This is a genomic window from Streptomyces sp. NPDC037203, from assembly GCF_055605065.1.
The window spans coordinates 839634-855702 of record NZ_JBVJUC010000002.1 but is presented as its reverse complement, the minus strand read 5'-3'; the positions used below and the strand labels follow the sequence as shown (position 1 = coordinate 855702).

Sequence of the window (16069 nt, the reverse complement as noted above, 5' to 3'; positions counted from 1 at the left end):
GTGTGCGTGCTGGGCGGGTGGTGGCGTACGGCGCGCGGGGCGTCGTACACCACCCCTCGGCGGTCGGGCCCGGACGGCCCGCGGGCGGTGGGCCCGGACGGCCCTCATGTGGTCCGGCTCAGACGGCGAGCGCCTGGGCGCGGCGCTTCACCTCCGTGCCGCGATTCTCGCTGAGGGCCTGCGCCGGGGTGCCCGGCAGGGTCGGGTCGGGGGTGAAAAGCCATTCGATCATCTCTTCGACCGTGAAGCCGTCGTCCCGCAGGAGCGTCAGGGTCCCGGACAGGCCCTTGACGACCTTGTCCCCGTCGATGAAGGCGGCGGGAACGTGCAGCGCGCGGTTCTCACCCCGGCGTACGGCGATGAGCTGGCCGTCCTTGACCAGCTGCCGCACCCGCGTCACCTCGACGCCGAACTGTTCGGCGATGTCGGGGAGGGTGAGCCAGGCGGGGACGAGCGCGTCGATCTTCGTGTCAATCTCGGTCACGGGTACAGGGTAGGCGCTCGGCCGGGTTCGGCGCTTTACGCCGGTGGCCTGGCGGGGGCTCAGTCGGCCGTGGCGTCCTTCAGCGGCCGGCTCGGGTCCGCCAGTGCCTCCGGGTCGAGGGCGCGGCCCGCCTCGATCAGCTTGCGGCCCTGGGCGAGGTCGCGCGGGCGGCCCACCGCCAGCAGGGCGACCAGGCGGCCCTCGCGCAGCCAGCACACCGTCCAGGCGGGGCCCGCGGGATCGCCGCGCCAGACCAGCCGGTCGGCGGCGGCATGGTGCCCCGCGTACTGGACGAAGCGGCCGAACTGCTCGGACCAGAAGTACGGCACCGGGTCGTAGACGGCGCTCTCGCCGAGGATGCCGGCGGCGACGGTGCGCGGGCCCTGGAGGGCGTTGTCCCAGTGGTGCACGAGGAGGCGTTCGCCGTAGCGGGCCGAGGGGAAGGACGCGCAGTCGCCCACGGCGTACACATCGGGCGCGGAGGCGTGCAGCCGGGCGTCGGTGACGACCTCGCCGAACGCGCCCAGCTCGATGCCCGAGCCGGCCAGCCAGCCGGTGGCGGGGCGGGCGCCGATGCCGACGACGACCGCCCCCGCGGGCAGCCGGGTGCCGTCGGCGAGTACCACCGCGCCGGGCTCGACGCGCTCCACCCGCGCGCCGGTGCGCAGTTCGGCCCCGCTGTCGGCGTACCAGCCGGCCATGGGGGCGGCGACCTCGGCGGGCAGCACTCCGGCGAGCGGCCGGTCGGCGGCCTCGACGACGGTGACCGCGCAACCGGCCTCGCGGGCGGCCGTGGCGAACTCGGCGCCGATCCAGCCGGCGCCGACGACCACGATGTCGTGCTGCCGGGCGAGCACGGGCCGCAGCCGTTCGGCGTCGTCCAGGGTGCGCAGCAGATGCACGCCGGGGACGCCCTCGCTGCCGGGCAGGGTGACCGGCTCGGCGCCGGTGGCCAGCACCAGCACGTCGTACGGCACCGGGCCCGCCTCGGTGTCCAGTTCATGGTCGGCGGGGCGGGCGCCGAGAACCTCGCAGCCGAGCCGGAGGCCGACGCCGAGCGCGTCGAAGTCGAGGTCGAACGCGGAGCCCTCGGCCTTGCCGAGCAGCACGGCCTTGGACAGCGGCGGCCGGTCGTACGGCTGGTGGGGTTCGGCGCCGATGACGGTCACCTCGCCCGTGAAACCCCGTTCCCGCAGCGCGACCGCGGTCTGCACCCCGGCCATGCCCGCGCCCACGACGACCACGCGCCGCGTCCCTGCCGTGCCCTGCCGGGCTGTCTGCTCGCTCACCCGATCACCTTAGACAGATGACGATCAGTCAGTCAGCGGGTGTGCACGGTGAGCTGTTCCACGACGCTCGTGCCGGAGCCCGGTCCGGACTCCCACTCCCAGGTCTCCTCCAGGCGCACCCGGCCGTCGGGCAGTTCCACGACCGTGGAGACGCAGTGGCCCGAGGCCGTGCTGCCGTCGGTGCGCAGCTGCACGTACCGGAAGTCCAGCCGGTCGCCCGCACGCGTGCCGACCAGATGGCCGCGGACGATGTCGCCGCCCTGGTACTCGGCCCAGACCGCGCCGTCCCGCTCGTGGTAGGCGAAGCGGGTGCGGGTACCCACCTGACCTGCGGACTGGTCGGCGACGGGGGCGAGGATCAGACCGTCCAGCGACGGGGCCATGGGCGAGGGCTCCCTTACGGGTGACGAGGGGGGCGGGCTAGGGTGGCCACCGTACAAGCACTCGCGGGAGCCCGGACGCACCGGGCTGAGAGGGAGGCTGGCGGCCTCCGACCGTACGAACCTGATCCGGGTCATGCCGGCGAAGGGAGGGGCTGGACGCCCATGTCCACACGTACGCCCGACACCTCGGGAACCTCCGACGTCCTCGTCGTCGGGGGCGGGATCATCGGCCTGGTGACGGCCTGGCGCGCGGCGCGCCGCGGGCTCGCCACGGCCGTGGTGGACCCGGTACCCGGCGGCGGGGCCGCGCAGGTCGCGGCCGGGATGCTGGCCGCGGTCACCGAACTGCACTACGGCGAGGAGACGCTGCTCGCCCTCAACCTGGAGTCGGCGCGCCGCTACCCCGGCTTCGTGGCCGAGCTGACCGAGGCGAGCGGCCGGGACCTCGGCTACCGGCGCTGCGGCACCCTCGCGGTCGCGCTGGACGCCGACGACCGCGCCCATCTGCGGGAACTGCACGCCCTCCAGCAGAGCTGCGGCCTCGACGCGCAGTGGCTGCCGGGCCGGGAGTGCCGCCGTCTGGAGCCGATGCTGGCGCCGGGCGTGCGCGGCGGCCTGCGGGTGGACGGCGATCACCAGATCGATCCGCGCCGGCTGGCCGCGGCGCTGGTGATCGCGTGCGAGCGGGCCGGGGTGGTGTTCCACCGGGTGTGGGCCGAGCGGCTGGACGTCGTACGGGACCGGGCCGTCGGGGTGACCACGGCGGACGGTACGGCGCTCGCCGCCGGGCAGGTGGTGCTCGCGGGCGGCAGCCTCAGCGGGCGGCTCGCGGGGGTGCCGCGGGAGGTGCTGCCGCCGGTGCGGCCGGTGAAGGGGCAGGTGCTGCGTCTCGCGGTGCCGAAGCGGTACGCGCCGTTCCTCAGCCGGACGGTGCGGGCCGTGGTCCGGGGCGGGCAGCTGTACCTGGTGCCGCGGGAGAACGGCGAGCTGGTCGTCGGCGCCACCAGCGAGGAGCAGGGCTGGGACACGACGGTCACCGCGGGCGGGGTGTACGAGCTGCTGCGCGACGCGCACGAGCTGGTGCCGGGCATCACCGAGCTGCCGCTCACCGAGACGCGGGCGGGGCTGCGGCCCGGCTCCCCGGACAACGCGCCGCTGCTCGGGCCGTCCGGCCTCGCCGGGCTGCTGCTGGCCACCGGGCACCATCGCAACGGGGTGCTGCTCACGCCCGTGACCGGGGATGTGATGGGGCAGTTGCTGGCCGGCGGCCCGCTGCCCGAGGAAGCCCGTCCGTTCACGCCGGGGCGCTTCGGCGCGCCGCGCACACAGCAGCTGGAGCAGACCGCATGAGCGCCGTGCCGTCCACCATCACCATCTCCGTCAACGGGCAGCGGCGGCAGGTCGCGCCGGGGACCGCGCTCGACGCGGTCGTACGGTCCCTCGTGCGGGCCCCCGCCGGGGTGGCGGCCGCCGTCAACGAGACCGTCGTACCGCGCACGCGGTGGGCCGGGACGGCGCTCGCCGAGGGCGACCGGGTCGAGGTGCTGACCGCGGTACAGGGGGGCTGAGCGGTGACCGACGATCGCCTTGTCATCGGGGACGCGGCCTTCGGGTCGCGGTTGATCATGGGGACCGGCGGGGCGCCCAGCCTCGACGTGCTGGAGCGGGCCCTCGTGGCGTCCGGGACGGAGCTGACGACGGTCGCGATGCGGCGGGTCGATCCGTCCGTGCACGGCTCGGTGCTGTCCGTGCTGGAGAAGCTCGGCATCCGGGTGCTGCCGAACACGGCGGGGTGCTTCACCGCCGGAGAGGCCGTGCTCACGGCGCGGCTCGCGCGGGAGGCGCTCGGTACGTCGCTGGTGAAGCTGGAGGTCATCGCCGACGAGCGGACGCTGCTGCCGGATCCGGTGGAGCTGCTGGAGGCGGCGGAGACGCTGGTGGACGACGGGTTCACGGTGCTGCCGTACACCAACGACGATCCCGTGCTCGCGCGGAAACTGGAGGACGTGGGGTGTGCGGCGGTGATGCCGCTGGGGTCGCCGATCGGGTCGGGGCTCGGGATCCGCAACCCGCACAACTTCCAGCTGATCGTGGAGCGGGCGGGGGTGCCGGTGATCCTGGACGCGGGGGCGGGGACGGCGTCGGACGTGGCGCTGGCGATGGAGCTGGGGTGCGCGGGGGTGATGCTGGCGTCGGCGGTGACGCGGGCGCGGGAGCCGGAGGTGATGGCGGCGGCGATGCGGCACGCGGTGACCGGCGGGAGGCTGGCGCGGCTCGCGGGGCGGATACCCCGGCGGTACTGGGCGGAGGCGTCCTCTCCTGCCGAGGGCCTGGCCGCGTTGGACCCCGAGCGCCCGGCGTTCTGACCTCCGAAGGCCGGACGGACGCCGCCGACGGCGCTGGCGCCCCGTGGGGGCGGTCGACGTCGGTGGCTGTCCGGTCGCGGGGGTGGATTCAGGGGGTCGGGTGGCCGCCGGCTCCGGTGGAATGTGGCGTGGCCGCGTAAGAAGCGTCACAGGTGGGCTTCAGTGGGCAGGTGGGAGAGGCCGGCGGGGCCGGGGCGGGGTCGGGGGCTCGTAGACTCGCCGTGTGGATATGACCCTTCAGGACGCCCTCGTCGGGCACGTGCTCGACGGTCGGTATCGCGTGGACGCGCGGATCGCGGCCGGCGGGATGGCGACGGTGTACCGGGCGCTGGACACGCGCCTGGACCGGGTGCTCGCGCTGAAGGTGATGCATCCCGCGCTGGCGGCCGACGGCGTCTTCGTGGAGCGGTTCATCCGCGAGGCCAAGTCCGCGGCCCGGCTCGACCACCCGAACGTGGTGCAGGTCTACGACCAGGGCACCGACGGGTCGTACGTGTACATGGCGATGGAGTACGTCGCCGGGTGCACCCTCCGTGACGTGCTGCGCGAGCGCGGCGCCCTGCGCCCGCGTGCCGCGCTGGACATCCTGGAGCCGGTGCTCGCCGCGCTCGGCGCCGCCCATCGGGCCGGTTTCGTGCACCGGGACATGAAGCCCGAGAACGTGCTGATAGGCGACGACGGCCGGGTCAAGGTCGCCGACTTCGGCCTGGTCCGCTCCGTGGACACGGTGACCAGCACGACCGGCTCCGTGCTCGGCACCGTCGCCTACCTCGCCCCCGAGCAGATCGACCAGGGCGCCGCCGACCCCCGCGTCGACGTGTACGCCTGCGGTGTCGTCCTGTACGAGATGCTGACCGGCGCCAAGCCGCACTCCGGTGACTCCCCCGCGCAGGTGCTCTACCGGCACATCAACGAGGACGTCCCGCCGCCCTCCGCACTGGTGCCGGGGCTCGCGCCGCAGCTGGACGAGCTGGTCGCCTCGGCCACCGCCCGCACCCCCGAGCTGCGCCCGTACGACGCGGTCGCGCTGCTCGCCGAGGCCCGCGAGGCCCGCGCGGCGCTGACCGGGGAGCAGCTGGACGCCGTACCGCCGCAGGCGAGGACGGTGGAGCACGAGAACGCGGAGAACCGTACGAGCGTGATCCCGCGCGCGCTGACCGTGCCCGGACCGCTTAGCGTCGACGGGGACGGCGACGGCGTCAGCCGCACCGCCCGCTTCCAGGCCGCGCCCGTGCCGCCCCCGCGCCGGTCCCGGCGGCTCGTGCTCACCCTCGCCGTCGCCGTGCTTCTGGTGCTCGGCGCCGGCACCGGGATCTGGTACATCAACTCCGGCCAGTTCACCAAGGTCCCCCCGCTGCTGACGAAGACGGAGGCACAGGCCCGGAACCGGCTGGCGGACGCCGGGCTGGAGGTCGGGAAGGTGAAGCGGGCCTACGACGACACCGTCGAGCGCGGCACCGTGATCAGCACCGACCCGGCGGCCGGGGCCCGGATCCGGGACCACGACGCGGTGACGCTGACCGTCTCGCTCGGCCCGGAGACGGTCAAGGTGCCGGACCTCGCCGACCTGCCGCTCGCGAAGGCCAGGCAGAAGCTGAAGGCGGCCGGCCTCGAACCGGGCATGGTCACCCGGAACTTCAGCGACGACATCGACCAGGGCGCCGTGATCTCCACGGCCCCCGGCGCGGGCACCGAGCGGCACGCGGGCTCCGCGATCGCGCTGACCGTCAGCAAGGGCAGCCCCGTCGACGTGCCCGACGTCACCGGCGACGACCCGGCCGACGCCCGGCAGGAGCTGACGGACGCCGGGCTCAAGGTGAAGATCGCGAGCGAGCAGGTCGACTCCGAGTACGACAAGGGCAAGGTGGCCCGGCAGAGCCCCGGCGACGGCAAGCAGGCCGCCGCGGGCGACACGGTGACGCTCACCCTGTCCAAGGGCCCGCAGATGATCGAGGTCCCGGACGTGACCGGCGACAGCGTGGACGACGCCCACCAGGCGCTGGAGGGCGCCGGGTTCAAGGTCAGCGAGGACCGCGGGCTGCTCGGGCTGTTCGGCGACACCGTGAAGAAGCAGTCCGTCGAGGGCGGCGGGACGGCGCCCAAGGGGTCCACGATCACGATCACCATCAGGTGAGGGCCGCGGGACCGGTGAGCGGGTTCACGCCCGCCGCCGGTCCGGGCCCCCCGCGGACATGACACCCTGGACAGGTGAGTCCCGTTTCCCCGTCCCGCCCTCCGTCCCTCCCTCGCAACCCCGTCGGCGGCCATGTCCCGGTGGCCGGCGGCCTGCACTCCGTGGGGCTGTCGTACGCCCGTGAGCTGAAGGCGGAGACCGTCCAGGTCTTCGTGGCCAACCCGCGCGGCTGGGCCACCCCGGCCGGCAACCCGAAGCAGGACGAGGCGTTCCGCGCGGCCTGCGCCGAGGAGTCGATCCCGGCGTACGTGCACGCCCCCTACCTGATCAACTTCGGCTCGCACACCGAGGCGACGGTGGAGAAGTCGGCCGAGTCGCTGCGGCACTCGCTGCGGCGCGGCCGGGAGATCGGCGCGCTCGGCGTGGTGGTGCACACCGGCAGCGCGACCGGCGGCCGGGCCCGCGAGGTGGCACTGAAGCAGGTACGGGAGCACCTGCTTCCGCTGCTGGACGAGCTGACCCATGACGACGACCCGTTCCTGCTGCTGGAGTCCACCGCGGGCCAGGGTGCCTCGCTGTGCTCGCGGACCTGGGACTTCGGGCCGTACTTCGAGGCGCTGGACGCCCACCCCAGGCTGGGCGTCTGCCTGGACACCTGCCACATCTTCGCCGCCGGGCACGATCTGACCGGCCCGGCCGGGATGCGCCAGACCCTCGATCTGCTGGTGGAGACCGTCGGCGAGGGGCGGCTGAAGCTGATCCACGCCAACGACTCCAAGGACGTGGTGGGCGCGCACAAGGACCGGCACGAGAACATCGGCTCCGGGCACATCGGCGAGGAGCCCTTCCGCGCCCTGATGAGCCACCCGGCGACCGCGGGCGTCCCGCTGGTCATCGAGACTCCGGGCGGCAAGGAGGGCCACGCGGCGGACGTGGCCCGGCTCAAGCGCCTCAGGGACGGCTGACGCGAGCCTCGGGGGCCGGTGGCCGGGCCGTCACAGCTCCGGCCCCTCCCCCGGTTCCTCCTGGTAGGAGTAGCGCTGCTCCTTCCACGGGTCGCCCACGTTGTGGTACCCGCGCTCCTCCCAGAAACCGCGCCGGTCGGCCGTCATGTACTCCACGCCCCGCACCCACTTGGGCCCCTTCCAGGCGTACAGATGGGGCACGATCAGGCGGACCGGGAAGCCGTGCTCGGCGGTCAGCAGCTCGCCGTCCTTGTGGGTGGCGAAGAGGGTGCTCTCGGAGAGGAAGTCCGTGAGGCGCAGGTTGGAGCTGAAGCCGTACTCCGCCCAGACCATCACATGGGTGACGTCCGGGGCCGGCGGGGCCAGCTCCACGATCGCGGCGGCCGGCACCCCGCCCCACTCCGCGCCGAGCATGCTGAACTTGGTCACGCAGTGCAGATCGGCCACCACGGTGGCGTACGGCAGGGCCGTGAACTCCTCGTGGCTCCAGCCGTGCTTGTCGCCGTCGGCGGTGGCGCCGAAGACCCGGAAGTCCCAGCGCTCGGGCCGGAACTTGGGCACGGGTCCGTAGTGCGTGACCGGCCAGCCGCGCTGGAGTCGCTGCCCCGGCGGAAGCTCGGACCCTGCCGTTGCTCCAGACTCTCGCTCCACCGGATGACCCATGTAACCATCCTGACAGACCTCGGGCAGTGCCCTTGACCGCCCCCATCCAAAACGGGCAAATGACATCAAACCTCAGCGTATTTACTAAGTACGCACTTACTGGACGATCTTCGCGTCCGGTGCAATCATGCGGCCCACACCCTCCCCCGATATCCGTGCGGGAGACATCCGCGTGGAAGGAGCCGCTGCGATGCAGGGCGACCCCGACGTCATCGAACTGCTCAACGAGCAGTTGACCGCCGAGCTGACGGCGATCAACCAGTACTTCCTGCACTCCAAGATCCAGGATCACCGGGGGTGGTCCAAGCTCGCGGAGTACACCCGGCGCGAGTCGTTCGACGAGATGCGGCACGCGGAACTCCTGACCGACCGCATCCTGCTGCTCGACGGGCTGCCGAACTACCAGCGGCTCTCCCATATCGAGGTGGGACAGACGGTGACCGAGATGTTCCGGGCCGACCGGCAGATCGAGGTCGAGGCGATCGACCGGCTGCGCCGGGGCGTGCAGATCATGCGCGACAAGGACGACATCACGTCCGCGAACATCTTCGAGGCGATCCTGGCCGACGAGGAGCACCACATCGACTACCTGGACACCCAGCTGGAGCTGGTGGACAAGCTGGGCGAGGCGCTCTACATCTCGACGCTGATCGAGCAGAACCAGCCGGACCCGTCGGGGCCGGGCACCAGCAGCTTCTAGCGGCGCGCCTAGGCGGCGTCGTCCAGCCGGTCGAGGGTCGCCGGGGAGCGCTGTTCGATCAGTTCGCGGCGGGGGCAGGCGCCCCGGCCGAGCAGCGCCTGGATGCGCCGTACGCAGCGGCCGCAGTCCGTGCCCGCCTTGCAGGCGGAGGCGATCTGGCGCGGAGTGCCTGCGCCGTCCTCCGCGTGCTGCCGGACCTGGGCCTCGGTGATGCCGAAGCAGCTGCACACGTACACGCGGACTCACCTCCCGACGGGATCGCCGTAGCTCTGCCACCCCGTTCCCGGTGAGGCAAACCTAACCTTACCCGTCGCTTCGCGACCGCAAAAGGCCGAGGGGCGCGGATCGCATGTGATCCGCGCCCCAGCGGCACCGTCGGCGAACCGGTCGCCTACTGGTCCCGGTACATCTCCGCGACCAGGAACGCCAGGTCCAGGGACTGGCTGCGGTTGAGCCGCGGGTCGCAGGCCGTCTCGTAGCGCTGGTGCAGGTCGTCCACGAAGATCTCGTCGCCGCCGCCCACGCACTCGGTGACGTCGTCGCCGGTCAGCTCCACGTGGATGCCGCCCGGATGGGTGCCGAGGCCCTTGTGCACCTCGAAGAAGCCCTTGACCTCGTCGAGCACGTCGTCGAAGCGGCGGGTCTTGTGCCCGGAGGCCGCCTCGAAGGTGTTGCCGTGCATCGGGTCGGTCACCCAGGCCACCGTGGCGCCGGACGCCGTGACCTTCTCGACCAGCTCGGGCAGCCGGTCGCGGATCTTGTCGGCGCCCATGCGGACGATGAAGGTCAGCCGGCCCGGCTCCCGCTCGGGGTCGAGGCGGTCGATGTACTTCAGCGCCTCCTCGGCCGTGGTGGTCGGGCCGAGCTTGATGCCGATCGGGTTGCGGATCTTCGAGGCGAACTCGATGTGCGCGTGGTCCAGCTGCCGGGTGCGCTCGCCGATCCACACCATGTGCGCGGAGACGTCGTACAGCTTGCCGGTGCGGGAGTCGACGCGGGTCAGGGCGGACTCGTAGTCCAGCAGCAGCGCCTCGTGCGAGGAGAAGAACTCGACGGTCTTGAACTCCTCCGGGTCGGTGCCGCAGGCCCGCATGAAGTTCAGCGCGTTGTCGATCTCCCGCGCGAGCTGCTCGTAGCGCTGGCCGGAGGGGGACGTCTTCACGAAGTCCTGGTTCCAGGCGTGCACCTGGCGCAGGTCGGCGTATCCGCCGGTGGTGAAGGCACGCACCAGGTTCAGCGTGGACGCCGAGGCGTGGTACATCCGCTTCAGCCGCTCGGGGTCCGGGATGCGGGCGGCCTCGGTGAACTCGAAGCCGTTGACGGAGTCGCCCCGGTAGGTCGGCAGCGTCACCCCGTCGCGGGTCTCGGTCGGCTTGGAGCGCGGCTTGGAGTACTGCCCGGCGATCCGGCCGACCTTCACCACGGGCACGGAGGCCGCGTAGGTGAGGACGGCGCCCATCTGGAGCAGCGTCTTGAGCTTCTGCCGGATCTGGTCGGCGGACACCGCGTCGAACGCCTCGGCGCAGTCGCCGCCCTGGAGGAGGAACGCCTCTCCCTTGGCGACGGCCGCCATCCGGGCACGCAGCTGGTCGCACTCGCCCGCGAAGACGAGCGGCGGATACGACTCCAGCTCCGCGACGACTTCGCGCAGAGCCACGGGGTCGGGGTACTCGGGCTGCTGCGCCGCGGGCAGGTCTCGCCAGGTGTTGCCAGCGCTCGCGCTGGACTTAGCGTTCACGGTCACCTTGTACACATTACGGGGTCGTATCCCCTGCCCCACGAGTCGCCCGGAACGTGAGACGCGGTGACTGAGTCGTGGACGGTGGTGGTGCGGTAGGGTCTTTCGCATGTTCGCGCTTTCCAACCGGAACTGGTGGTGGACCGCTTCTTCGGCGGCCCACTGATTCGCGCGCACCCAGACTTCGCGAAGGCCGCCCGAGGGGCGGCCTTCGGCGTTTCCGCGGTCGTTCCTCTCCTTCAGCCGATTCCTCACCTGATCGAGTAGGAGCCCGACCCGTGGACCTCATGGACCTGCTGTCCGACCCCCGCCCCTTCGCCCTGCTGCGCCGCCGTCTGCCGGGCCGCGCCGAGCACCCGGTGGAGGTGCTGATCGGCCCGGTCGGCAGCCGGGACCGGCTCGCCGAGCTGCCGGACGAGGGCCTCGCCCTGGTGCCGTTCCGGCAGATCCGCGAGCGCGGCTTCGACGTCCGCGACGACGGCACCCCGCTGCTGGTGCTGACGCCCGAGGAGTCGTACGAGATCCCGCTGGACGAGGCGCTGCGGCAGCTCCCGGCGCACGCGGTGCGTGTCGAGGGCGGCGGCTTCGACGTCGGCGACGAGGAGTACGCCGGGATCGTCGGGCGGGTGCTGGAGCGGGAGATCGGCGGCGGTGAGGGCGCGAACTTCGTGATCCGGCGGACGTACGAGGGGCGGATCCCGGACTTCGGCCGGGCGGACGCGCTGGCGCTGTTCCGGCGGCTGCTGGAGGGCGAGCGCGGGGCGTACTGGACGTTCGTGGTGCACACCGGAGAGCAGCAGGGGCCCGGAGGGCATCGCCTGGAAGGGCAGGAGACGGGCGGGCGCACCCTGGTCGGCGCGAGCCCCGAGGTGCATGTGCGGATGTCCGGCGGGACGGTCGTCATGAACCCGATCAGCGGGACCTACCGCTATCCCGCCGGAGGGCCGACGCCGGAGCACCTGCTGGACTTCCTCGCCGACGGCAAGGAGATCGAGGAGCTGTCGATGGTGGTCGACGAGGAGCTGAAGATGATGTGCACCGTCGGCGACATGGGCGGGGTCGTCGTCGGGCCGCGGCTGAAGGAGATGGCGCACCTCGCGCACACCGAGTACGAGCTGCGCGGCAGGTCCTCCCTGGACGCCCGCGAGGTGCTGCGGGAGACCATGTTCGCGGCGACGGTCACCGGGTCGCCGGTGCAGAACGCGTGCCGGGTGATCGAGCGGCACGAGGTCGGCGGGCGCGGCTACTACGCGGGGGCGCTGGCCCTGCTCGGGCGGGACGCGGGCGGCGCGCAGACGCTGGACTCCCCCATTGTGATCCGCACCGCCGACATCGGCGCGGACGGGCGGCTGCGGGTGCCGGTCGGGGCCACCCTGGTGCGCGGCTCGGAGCCGGCGGGCGAGGTCGCCGAGACCCATGCGAAGGCGGCGGGCGTGCTGGCGGCGCTCGGGGTGCGGCCCGGTCGGCCGCGCGCGGAGCGGGAGCTGCCCCGGCTGGCCGACGACCCGCGGGTGCGGGCCGCGCTGGACGGGCGGCGGGCCCGGCTCGCCCCGTTCTGGCTGCGGATGCGGCAGCCGTCCGCCGAGGTGTGCGGGCATGCCCTGATGGTCGACGGCGAGGACACCTTCACCGCGATGCTGGCCCACCTGCTGCGCTCGACCGGCCTGGAGGTGACGGTACGGCGCTACGACGAGCCGGGGCTGCGGGCCGCGGTGCTCGCGCACGAGGGCCCGGTGGTGCTGGGCCCCGGCCCCGGCGACCCCGGCGACCTCACCGATCCGAAGATGCGCTTCCTGCGCGAGCTGACCCGGACCGTCGTGCGGGAGCACCGGCACGGGGTGCTGGGCGTGTGCCTGGGCCATGAACTGCTCGCCGCGGAGCTGGGGTTGGAGATCGTCCGCAAGGAGGTGCCGTACCAGGGGGCGCAGACGGAGATCGAGCTGTTCGGGCGCCACGAGACCGTCGGCTTCTACAACAGCTTCACGGCCCGCTGCGACGAGGAGGCGGCGCGGGAGCTGGCGGCGCACGGGATCGAGGTGAGCCGGTCGGCGGCCGGTGAGGTGCATGCCGTACGGGGGCCCGGTTTCGCGGGGGTGCAGTTCCACCCGGAGTCGGTGCTGACGCTCGACGGGGCGGCGATCGTCGGTGAGTTGATGGGGCGGCTGCGCGGCGCGAGCGCGTTCTGAGACGGCCGGCCGGGGGCTGTGGGCCGGTGCCGGCCCACAGCCCTGAGTGGCCGCTCGGTCCCTCAGCCGAAGAACACCCCGACCTCCTCGTACAGCTTCGGGTCGACGGTCTTCAGCTTGGCGGTGGCCTCGGCGAGGGGCACGCGGACGACGTCGGTGCCGCGCAGGGCGACCATCTTGCCGAAGTCGCCGTCGCGGACGCAGTCCACGGCGTGCAGCCCGAAGCGGGTGGCGAGCCAGCGGTCGAAGGCGCTGGGGGTGCCGCCGCGCTGGATGTGCCCGAGGACGGTGGTGCGCGCCTCCTTGCCGGTGCGCTTCTCGATCTCCTTGGCCAGCCACTCGCCGACCCCGGAGAGCCGCACATGCCCGAAGGAGTCCAGCGACTGGTCCTTGAGCACCATCTCGCCGTCCTTGGGCATGGCGCCCTCGGCGACCACCACGATCGGGGCGTACGACGCCCTGAAGCGCGAGGTGATCCAGGCGCACACCTGGTCGAGGTCGAAGCGCTGCTCGGGGATGAGGATGACGTTGGCGCCGCCGGCGAGGCCCGAGTGGAGGGCGATCCAGCCGGCGTGCCGGCCCATCACCTCGCAGACCAGGACCCGCATATGGGACTCGGCGGTGGTGTGGAGCCGGTCGATGGCCTCGGTGGCGATGTTGACGGCGGTGTCGAAGCCGAAGGTGTAGTCGGTGGCGGACAGGTCGTTGTCGATGGTCTTGGGCACGCCGACGCAGGGCACGCCGTACTCGCCGGACAGTCGCGCGGCGACGCCGAGGGTGTCCTCGCCGCCGATCGCGATCAGGGCCTCGACCTCCTGCTTGGCGAGGTTGTCCTTGATCCGGCGGATGCCGCCCTCGATCTTGAGGGGGTTGGTCCTGGAGGAGCCGAGGATGGTGCCGCCGCGGGGCAGGATGCCGCGCACGGCGGGGATGTCGAGGGGGACGGCGCGGCCTTCGAGGGGGCCCCGCCAGCCGTCCCGGAAGCCGACGAACTGATAGTCGTACTCCTGCACGCCTTTGCGCACGATGCCTCGGATGACGGCGTTGAGTCCGGGGCAGTCGCCGCCTCCGGTCAGTACTCCGACCCGCATGGAAATGTCCCTTCACCCGCAGTGCCTGACGTTTCGTCACGCTAATGGTGATGCGCGTCACACCGGGAGAGGCGGTACGGGTGAATCGGGGGGATTGCGGCGGGAACCGGGGGCACGACCGCCGGAGCGGGGCGCTACTCGCCGTCGAGGCCGCGTTCGATCGCGTACCTCACCAGCTCGACGCGGTTGTGCAGTTGGAGCTTGCCGAGGGTGTTCTGGACGTGGTTCTGCACGGTGCGGTGGGAGATGACGAGGCGTTCGGCGATCTGCTTGTAGCTCAGGCCCTTGGCGACCAGCCGCAGCACCTCCGTCTCCCGCTCGGTCAGCCGGGGCGCGCCCGGCCGCCCGGCGTCGGGCGCGGGCGCCGGTTCGGCGGCCAGCCGCCGGTACTCGCCGAGGACGAGGCCGGCGAGGCCCGGCGTGAACACCGCGTCGCCGACGGCCGTGCGGCGCACCGCGTCCAGCAGTTCGGCGGTGGACGCGGACTTCAGCAGATAGCCGGTCGCGCCGGACTTCACCGCCTCCAGGACATCGGCGTGCTCCCCGCTCGCGGACAGGACCAGGACGCGCAACGCCGGGTTGTGCGCGACGAGTTCCTTGCACACCTGGACACCCGGCCTGGCGGGCAGGTTGAGGTCCAGGACCAGCACATCGGGGGCGGCGGCCTTGGCGCGGCGCACGGCCTGGTCGCCGTCGCCCGCGGTGGCGACCACCTCGAAGCCGGACTCGGCCAGGTCACGGGCGACCGCGTCGCGCCACATGGGGTGGTCGTCCACCACCATGACCTTGATCGGGTCCTGCCGCTGTGTCATCGCCGCTCCGCCTTCTTCCCCCGCGCCGCAACGGCGCCCTTCGGTACCTTCAGTTCGACCTCCGTGCCCTGGCCGGGCACCGAGATCAGCTCGGCGCTGCCGCCGAGGTCGCGCAGTCTGCCCCGGATGGACTGGGCGACGCCGAGCCGCCCCTCGCCCTCCGCCTCGGCGAGCCGGCCGTCCGGGATGCCGGGCCCGTCGTCCCGGACGGTGACGAGGACGTCCTCCGGCTCGTCCTCGACCAGGATCCAGGCCCGCGCCCCCTCGCCGGCGTGCCTGCGCACATTGTCCAGGGCGGCGCCGACGGCCGCGGCCAGCTCGCGGGCGGCGGCCGGGGGCAGCGGCACCGGGGCGCCGGGCTCGGCCAGGCTCACCCGGTCGCGGGCGAACGGGGCGAGGAGGGTGCGCAGATCGACCGGCCCGTCGCCGTCCGCCGCTCCCGCCGTCCCGGCGGCGGGTCCGACACCGCCCCCGCCGGCCGGCGCGGTTCGGGGAACCGGCGGCAGGCCGCCGGAGACCAGGGTGCGCAGGGCCACCTCCTGCTCCCCGGCCAACCTGCCCAGTTCGGCCGCCTCGCCGCCGAGGGCGGTGCCGCGCCGCTTCACCATCGCCAGCACCTGGAGCACGCTGTCGTGGATGTCCCGTGCCAGCCGCTCCCGCTCACGGGTGGCGGCATCGATCTCCAGGGCGCGGGCGAGGGTGCGCTCGGAGGCGCGGGCCACCTCCACCACGTAGCCGATGCCGATGGAGGCCACCCACACGAGGATCAGGCTGTGCACGGTGTCCCGCGCGAACTGGCCGCGCTCGACCAGGTTGGCGGCGGCCACCGCGGTGGAGGCGACGGCGGCCCAGCGCCAGCCGCCCTTGACCGCGAAGGCGAGGACCGCGCCGCCGGTCCATATCGTCGGCAGGGTGGGGCCGCCCGCGGCCCGCTGGTGGCTGTCGGCGAACGCGGTGAGCAGGACGCCGGCGAGGCCGATGGCCAGGTCGGCGGCGAGGAAGCCCCTGGTGCAGTCGGCCGCGCCGCGCACGCGGGGCAGGGTGGCGAGGGTCCAGACGGCGAGGACGGCGTCGTAGCCGACCGCGATCCACGGACGGGTGAAGTGCTCGTACGAGGTGACGCACAGGCCGAGCGCGTACAGCATGGTCAGCACGCGGTAGCCGGCCAGCGCCCGCCACAGCGGCAGCTCCACCGACATCCTCAGCACACGCTCGCGCCCGGCCATCCCCCGCGCCCCCCGTGAACCCCGTAGGCCCG

The 16069-nt window shown here is 73.1% G+C and carries 17 protein-coding genes and 1 riboswitch; of the genes, 8 read left to right on the top strand and 9 right to left on the bottom strand.

Features of this window, described 5'->3' with window-relative positions; genetic code table 11:
- Positions 1–118: 118 nt before the first annotated feature.
- The 3 genes from ACZ7EC_RS08350 to ACZ7EC_RS08340 are packed head-to-tail and all read right to left on the bottom strand — an operon-like array spanning position 119 to position 2156.
- Positions 119–484 carry an Rv2175c family DNA-binding protein gene (locus ACZ7EC_RS08350; RefSeq protein WP_471059408.1) on the bottom strand — a complete coding sequence of 122 codons (366 nt, stop codon included), beginning with the start codon at positions 482–484 and terminating at the stop codon, positions 119–121.
- 59 nt (positions 485–543) lie between these two features.
- Positions 544–1773 (bottom strand): NAD(P)/FAD-dependent oxidoreductase, encoded by a 1230-nt coding sequence (locus ACZ7EC_RS08345; protein ID WP_471059406.1) that lies wholly within the window; start codon positions 1771–1773, stop codon positions 544–546.
- A 32-nt stretch (positions 1774–1805) separates the two neighbouring features.
- Positions 1806–2156, bottom strand: coding sequence for an avidin-fold protein (locus ACZ7EC_RS08340; protein WP_471059404.1), 351 nt, complete (start codon positions 2154–2156; stop codon positions 1806–1808).
- Positions 2157–2209: 53 nt separating this feature from the next.
- A riboswitch (TPP riboswitch) is annotated at positions 2210–2321 on the top strand.
- Between ACZ7EC_RS08340 and thiO the strand changes: the two genes are divergently transcribed.
- The 5 genes from thiO to ACZ7EC_RS08315 all read left to right on the top strand — a co-directional run bounded on the left by thiO (position 2319) and on the right by ACZ7EC_RS08315 (position 7621).
- On the top strand, positions 2319–3506 hold the full coding sequence (gene thiO / locus ACZ7EC_RS08335) for a glycine oxidase ThiO (protein WP_471059402.1): 1188 nt from the start codon (positions 2319–2321) through the stop codon (positions 3504–3506). Its footprint overlaps the riboswitch before it by 3 nt.
- Positions 3503–3724, top strand: a complete 222-nt coding sequence (gene thiS / locus ACZ7EC_RS08330; protein WP_471059399.1) for a sulfur carrier protein ThiS — start codon at positions 3503–3505, stop codon at positions 3722–3724. Before thiO ends, thiS begins: the two co-directional genes overlap by 4 nt.
- Before the next feature lie 3 nt (positions 3725–3727).
- Entirely contained in the window at positions 3728–4522 is a 795-nt protein-coding gene (locus tag ACZ7EC_RS08325; RefSeq protein ID WP_471059397.1) for a thiazole synthase, read from the top strand.
- A gap of 223 nt (positions 4523–4745) precedes the next feature.
- Positions 4746–6656, top strand: a complete 1911-nt coding sequence (gene pknB, locus ACZ7EC_RS08320) for a Stk1 family PASTA domain-containing Ser/Thr kinase (protein WP_471059395.1) — start codon at positions 4746–4748, stop codon at positions 6654–6656.
- Positions 6657–6730: 74 nt separating this feature from the next.
- Positions 6731–7621 carry a deoxyribonuclease IV gene (locus ACZ7EC_RS08315; RefSeq protein ID WP_471059393.1) on the top strand — a complete coding sequence of 297 codons (891 nt, stop codon included), beginning with the start codon at positions 6731–6733 and terminating at the stop codon, positions 7619–7621.
- A gap of 30 nt (positions 7622–7651) precedes the next feature.
- On the opposite strand, the gene ACZ7EC_RS08310 is transcribed toward ACZ7EC_RS08315, so the two are convergent.
- On the bottom strand, positions 7652–8284 hold the full coding sequence (locus tag ACZ7EC_RS08310; protein ID WP_471059391.1) for a sulfite oxidase-like oxidoreductase: 633 nt from the start codon (positions 8282–8284) through the stop codon (positions 7652–7654).
- A 190-nt stretch (positions 8285–8474) separates the two neighbouring features.
- Here ACZ7EC_RS08310 and bfr point away from each other — a divergent pair, with 190 nt between their 5' ends.
- A complete protein-coding gene (gene bfr / locus ACZ7EC_RS08305) occupies positions 8475–8984 on the top strand; it encodes a bacterioferritin (protein ID WP_471059389.1) in 510 nt (169 codons plus the stop codon).
- An 8-nt stretch (positions 8985–8992) separates the two neighbouring features.
- Here the strand turns inward: bfr and ACZ7EC_RS08300 are convergent, their stop codons facing one another.
- Positions 8993–9220 carry a bacterioferritin-associated ferredoxin gene (locus ACZ7EC_RS08300; protein WP_397986368.1) on the bottom strand — a complete coding sequence of 76 codons (228 nt, stop codon included), beginning with the start codon at positions 9218–9220 and terminating at the stop codon, positions 8993–8995.
- A 155-nt stretch (positions 9221–9375) separates the two neighbouring features.
- Complete coding sequence (locus ACZ7EC_RS08295) at positions 9376–10728, bottom strand: class II 3-deoxy-7-phosphoheptulonate synthase (RefSeq protein ID WP_471059387.1); 1353 nt, start codon at positions 10726–10728, stop codon at positions 9376–9378.
- Between the two features lie 103 nt (positions 10729–10831).
- Here ACZ7EC_RS08295 and ACZ7EC_RS08290 point away from each other — a divergent pair, with 103 nt between their 5' ends.
- Entirely contained in the window at positions 10832–10888 is a 57-nt protein-coding gene (locus ACZ7EC_RS08290; RefSeq protein WP_471059784.1) for a trp operon leader peptide, read from the top strand.
- Between the two features lie 112 nt (positions 10889–11000).
- On the top strand, positions 11001–12908 hold the full coding sequence (locus ACZ7EC_RS08285; protein WP_471059385.1) for an anthranilate synthase family protein: 1908 nt from the start codon (positions 11001–11003) through the stop codon (positions 12906–12908).
- Between the two features lie 62 nt (positions 12909–12970).
- On the opposite strand, the gene ACZ7EC_RS08280 is transcribed toward ACZ7EC_RS08285, so the two are convergent.
- From ACZ7EC_RS08280 to macS, 3 genes are all read right to left on the bottom strand, one after another.
- Entirely contained in the window at positions 12971–13999 is a 1029-nt protein-coding gene (locus ACZ7EC_RS08280; RefSeq protein ID WP_471059383.1) for a 6-phosphofructokinase, read from the bottom strand.
- Positions 14000–14133: 134 nt separating this feature from the next.
- On the bottom strand, positions 14134–14811 hold the full coding sequence (locus tag ACZ7EC_RS08275; RefSeq protein WP_471059382.1) for a response regulator: 678 nt from the start codon (positions 14809–14811) through the stop codon (positions 14134–14136).
- Complete coding sequence (gene macS / locus ACZ7EC_RS08270; protein ID WP_471059380.1) at positions 14808–16037, bottom strand: MacS family sensor histidine kinase; 1230 nt, start codon at positions 16035–16037, stop codon at positions 14808–14810. Before macS ends, ACZ7EC_RS08275 begins: the two co-directional genes overlap by 4 nt.
- Between the last annotated feature and the right edge of the window lie 32 nt (positions 16038–16069).

Excerpts from the sequence above, each read along its gene's own strand:
- ACZ7EC_RS08340 (WP_471059404.1), bottom strand. The coding sequence starts at position 2,156 with ATGGCCCCGTCGCTGGACGGTCTGATCCTCGCCCCCGTCGCCGACCAG.
- macS (WP_471059380.1), bottom strand. The coding sequence starts at position 16,037 with ATGGCCGGGCGCGAGCGTGTGCTGAGGATGTCGGTGGAGCTGCCGCTG.
- ACZ7EC_RS08310 (WP_471059391.1), bottom strand. The coding sequence starts at position 8,284 with ATGGGTCATCCGGTGGAGCGAGAGTCTGGAGCAACGGCAGGGTCCGAG.
- bfr (WP_471059389.1), top strand. The coding sequence starts at position 8,475 with ATGCAGGGCGACCCCGACGTCATCGAACTGCTCAACGAGCAGTTGACC.
- thiO (WP_471059402.1), top strand. The coding sequence starts at position 2,319 with ATGTCCACACGTACGCCCGACACCTCGGGAACCTCCGACGTCCTCGTC.
- ACZ7EC_RS08280 (WP_471059383.1), bottom strand. The coding sequence starts at position 13,999 with ATGCGGGTCGGAGTACTGACCGGAGGCGGCGACTGCCCCGGACTCAAC.
- ACZ7EC_RS08275 (WP_471059382.1), bottom strand. The coding sequence starts at position 14,811 with ATGACACAGCGGCAGGACCCGATCAAGGTCATGGTGGTGGACGACCAC.
- thiS (WP_471059399.1), top strand. The coding sequence starts at position 3,503 with ATGAGCGCCGTGCCGTCCACCATCACCATCTCCGTCAACGGGCAGCGG.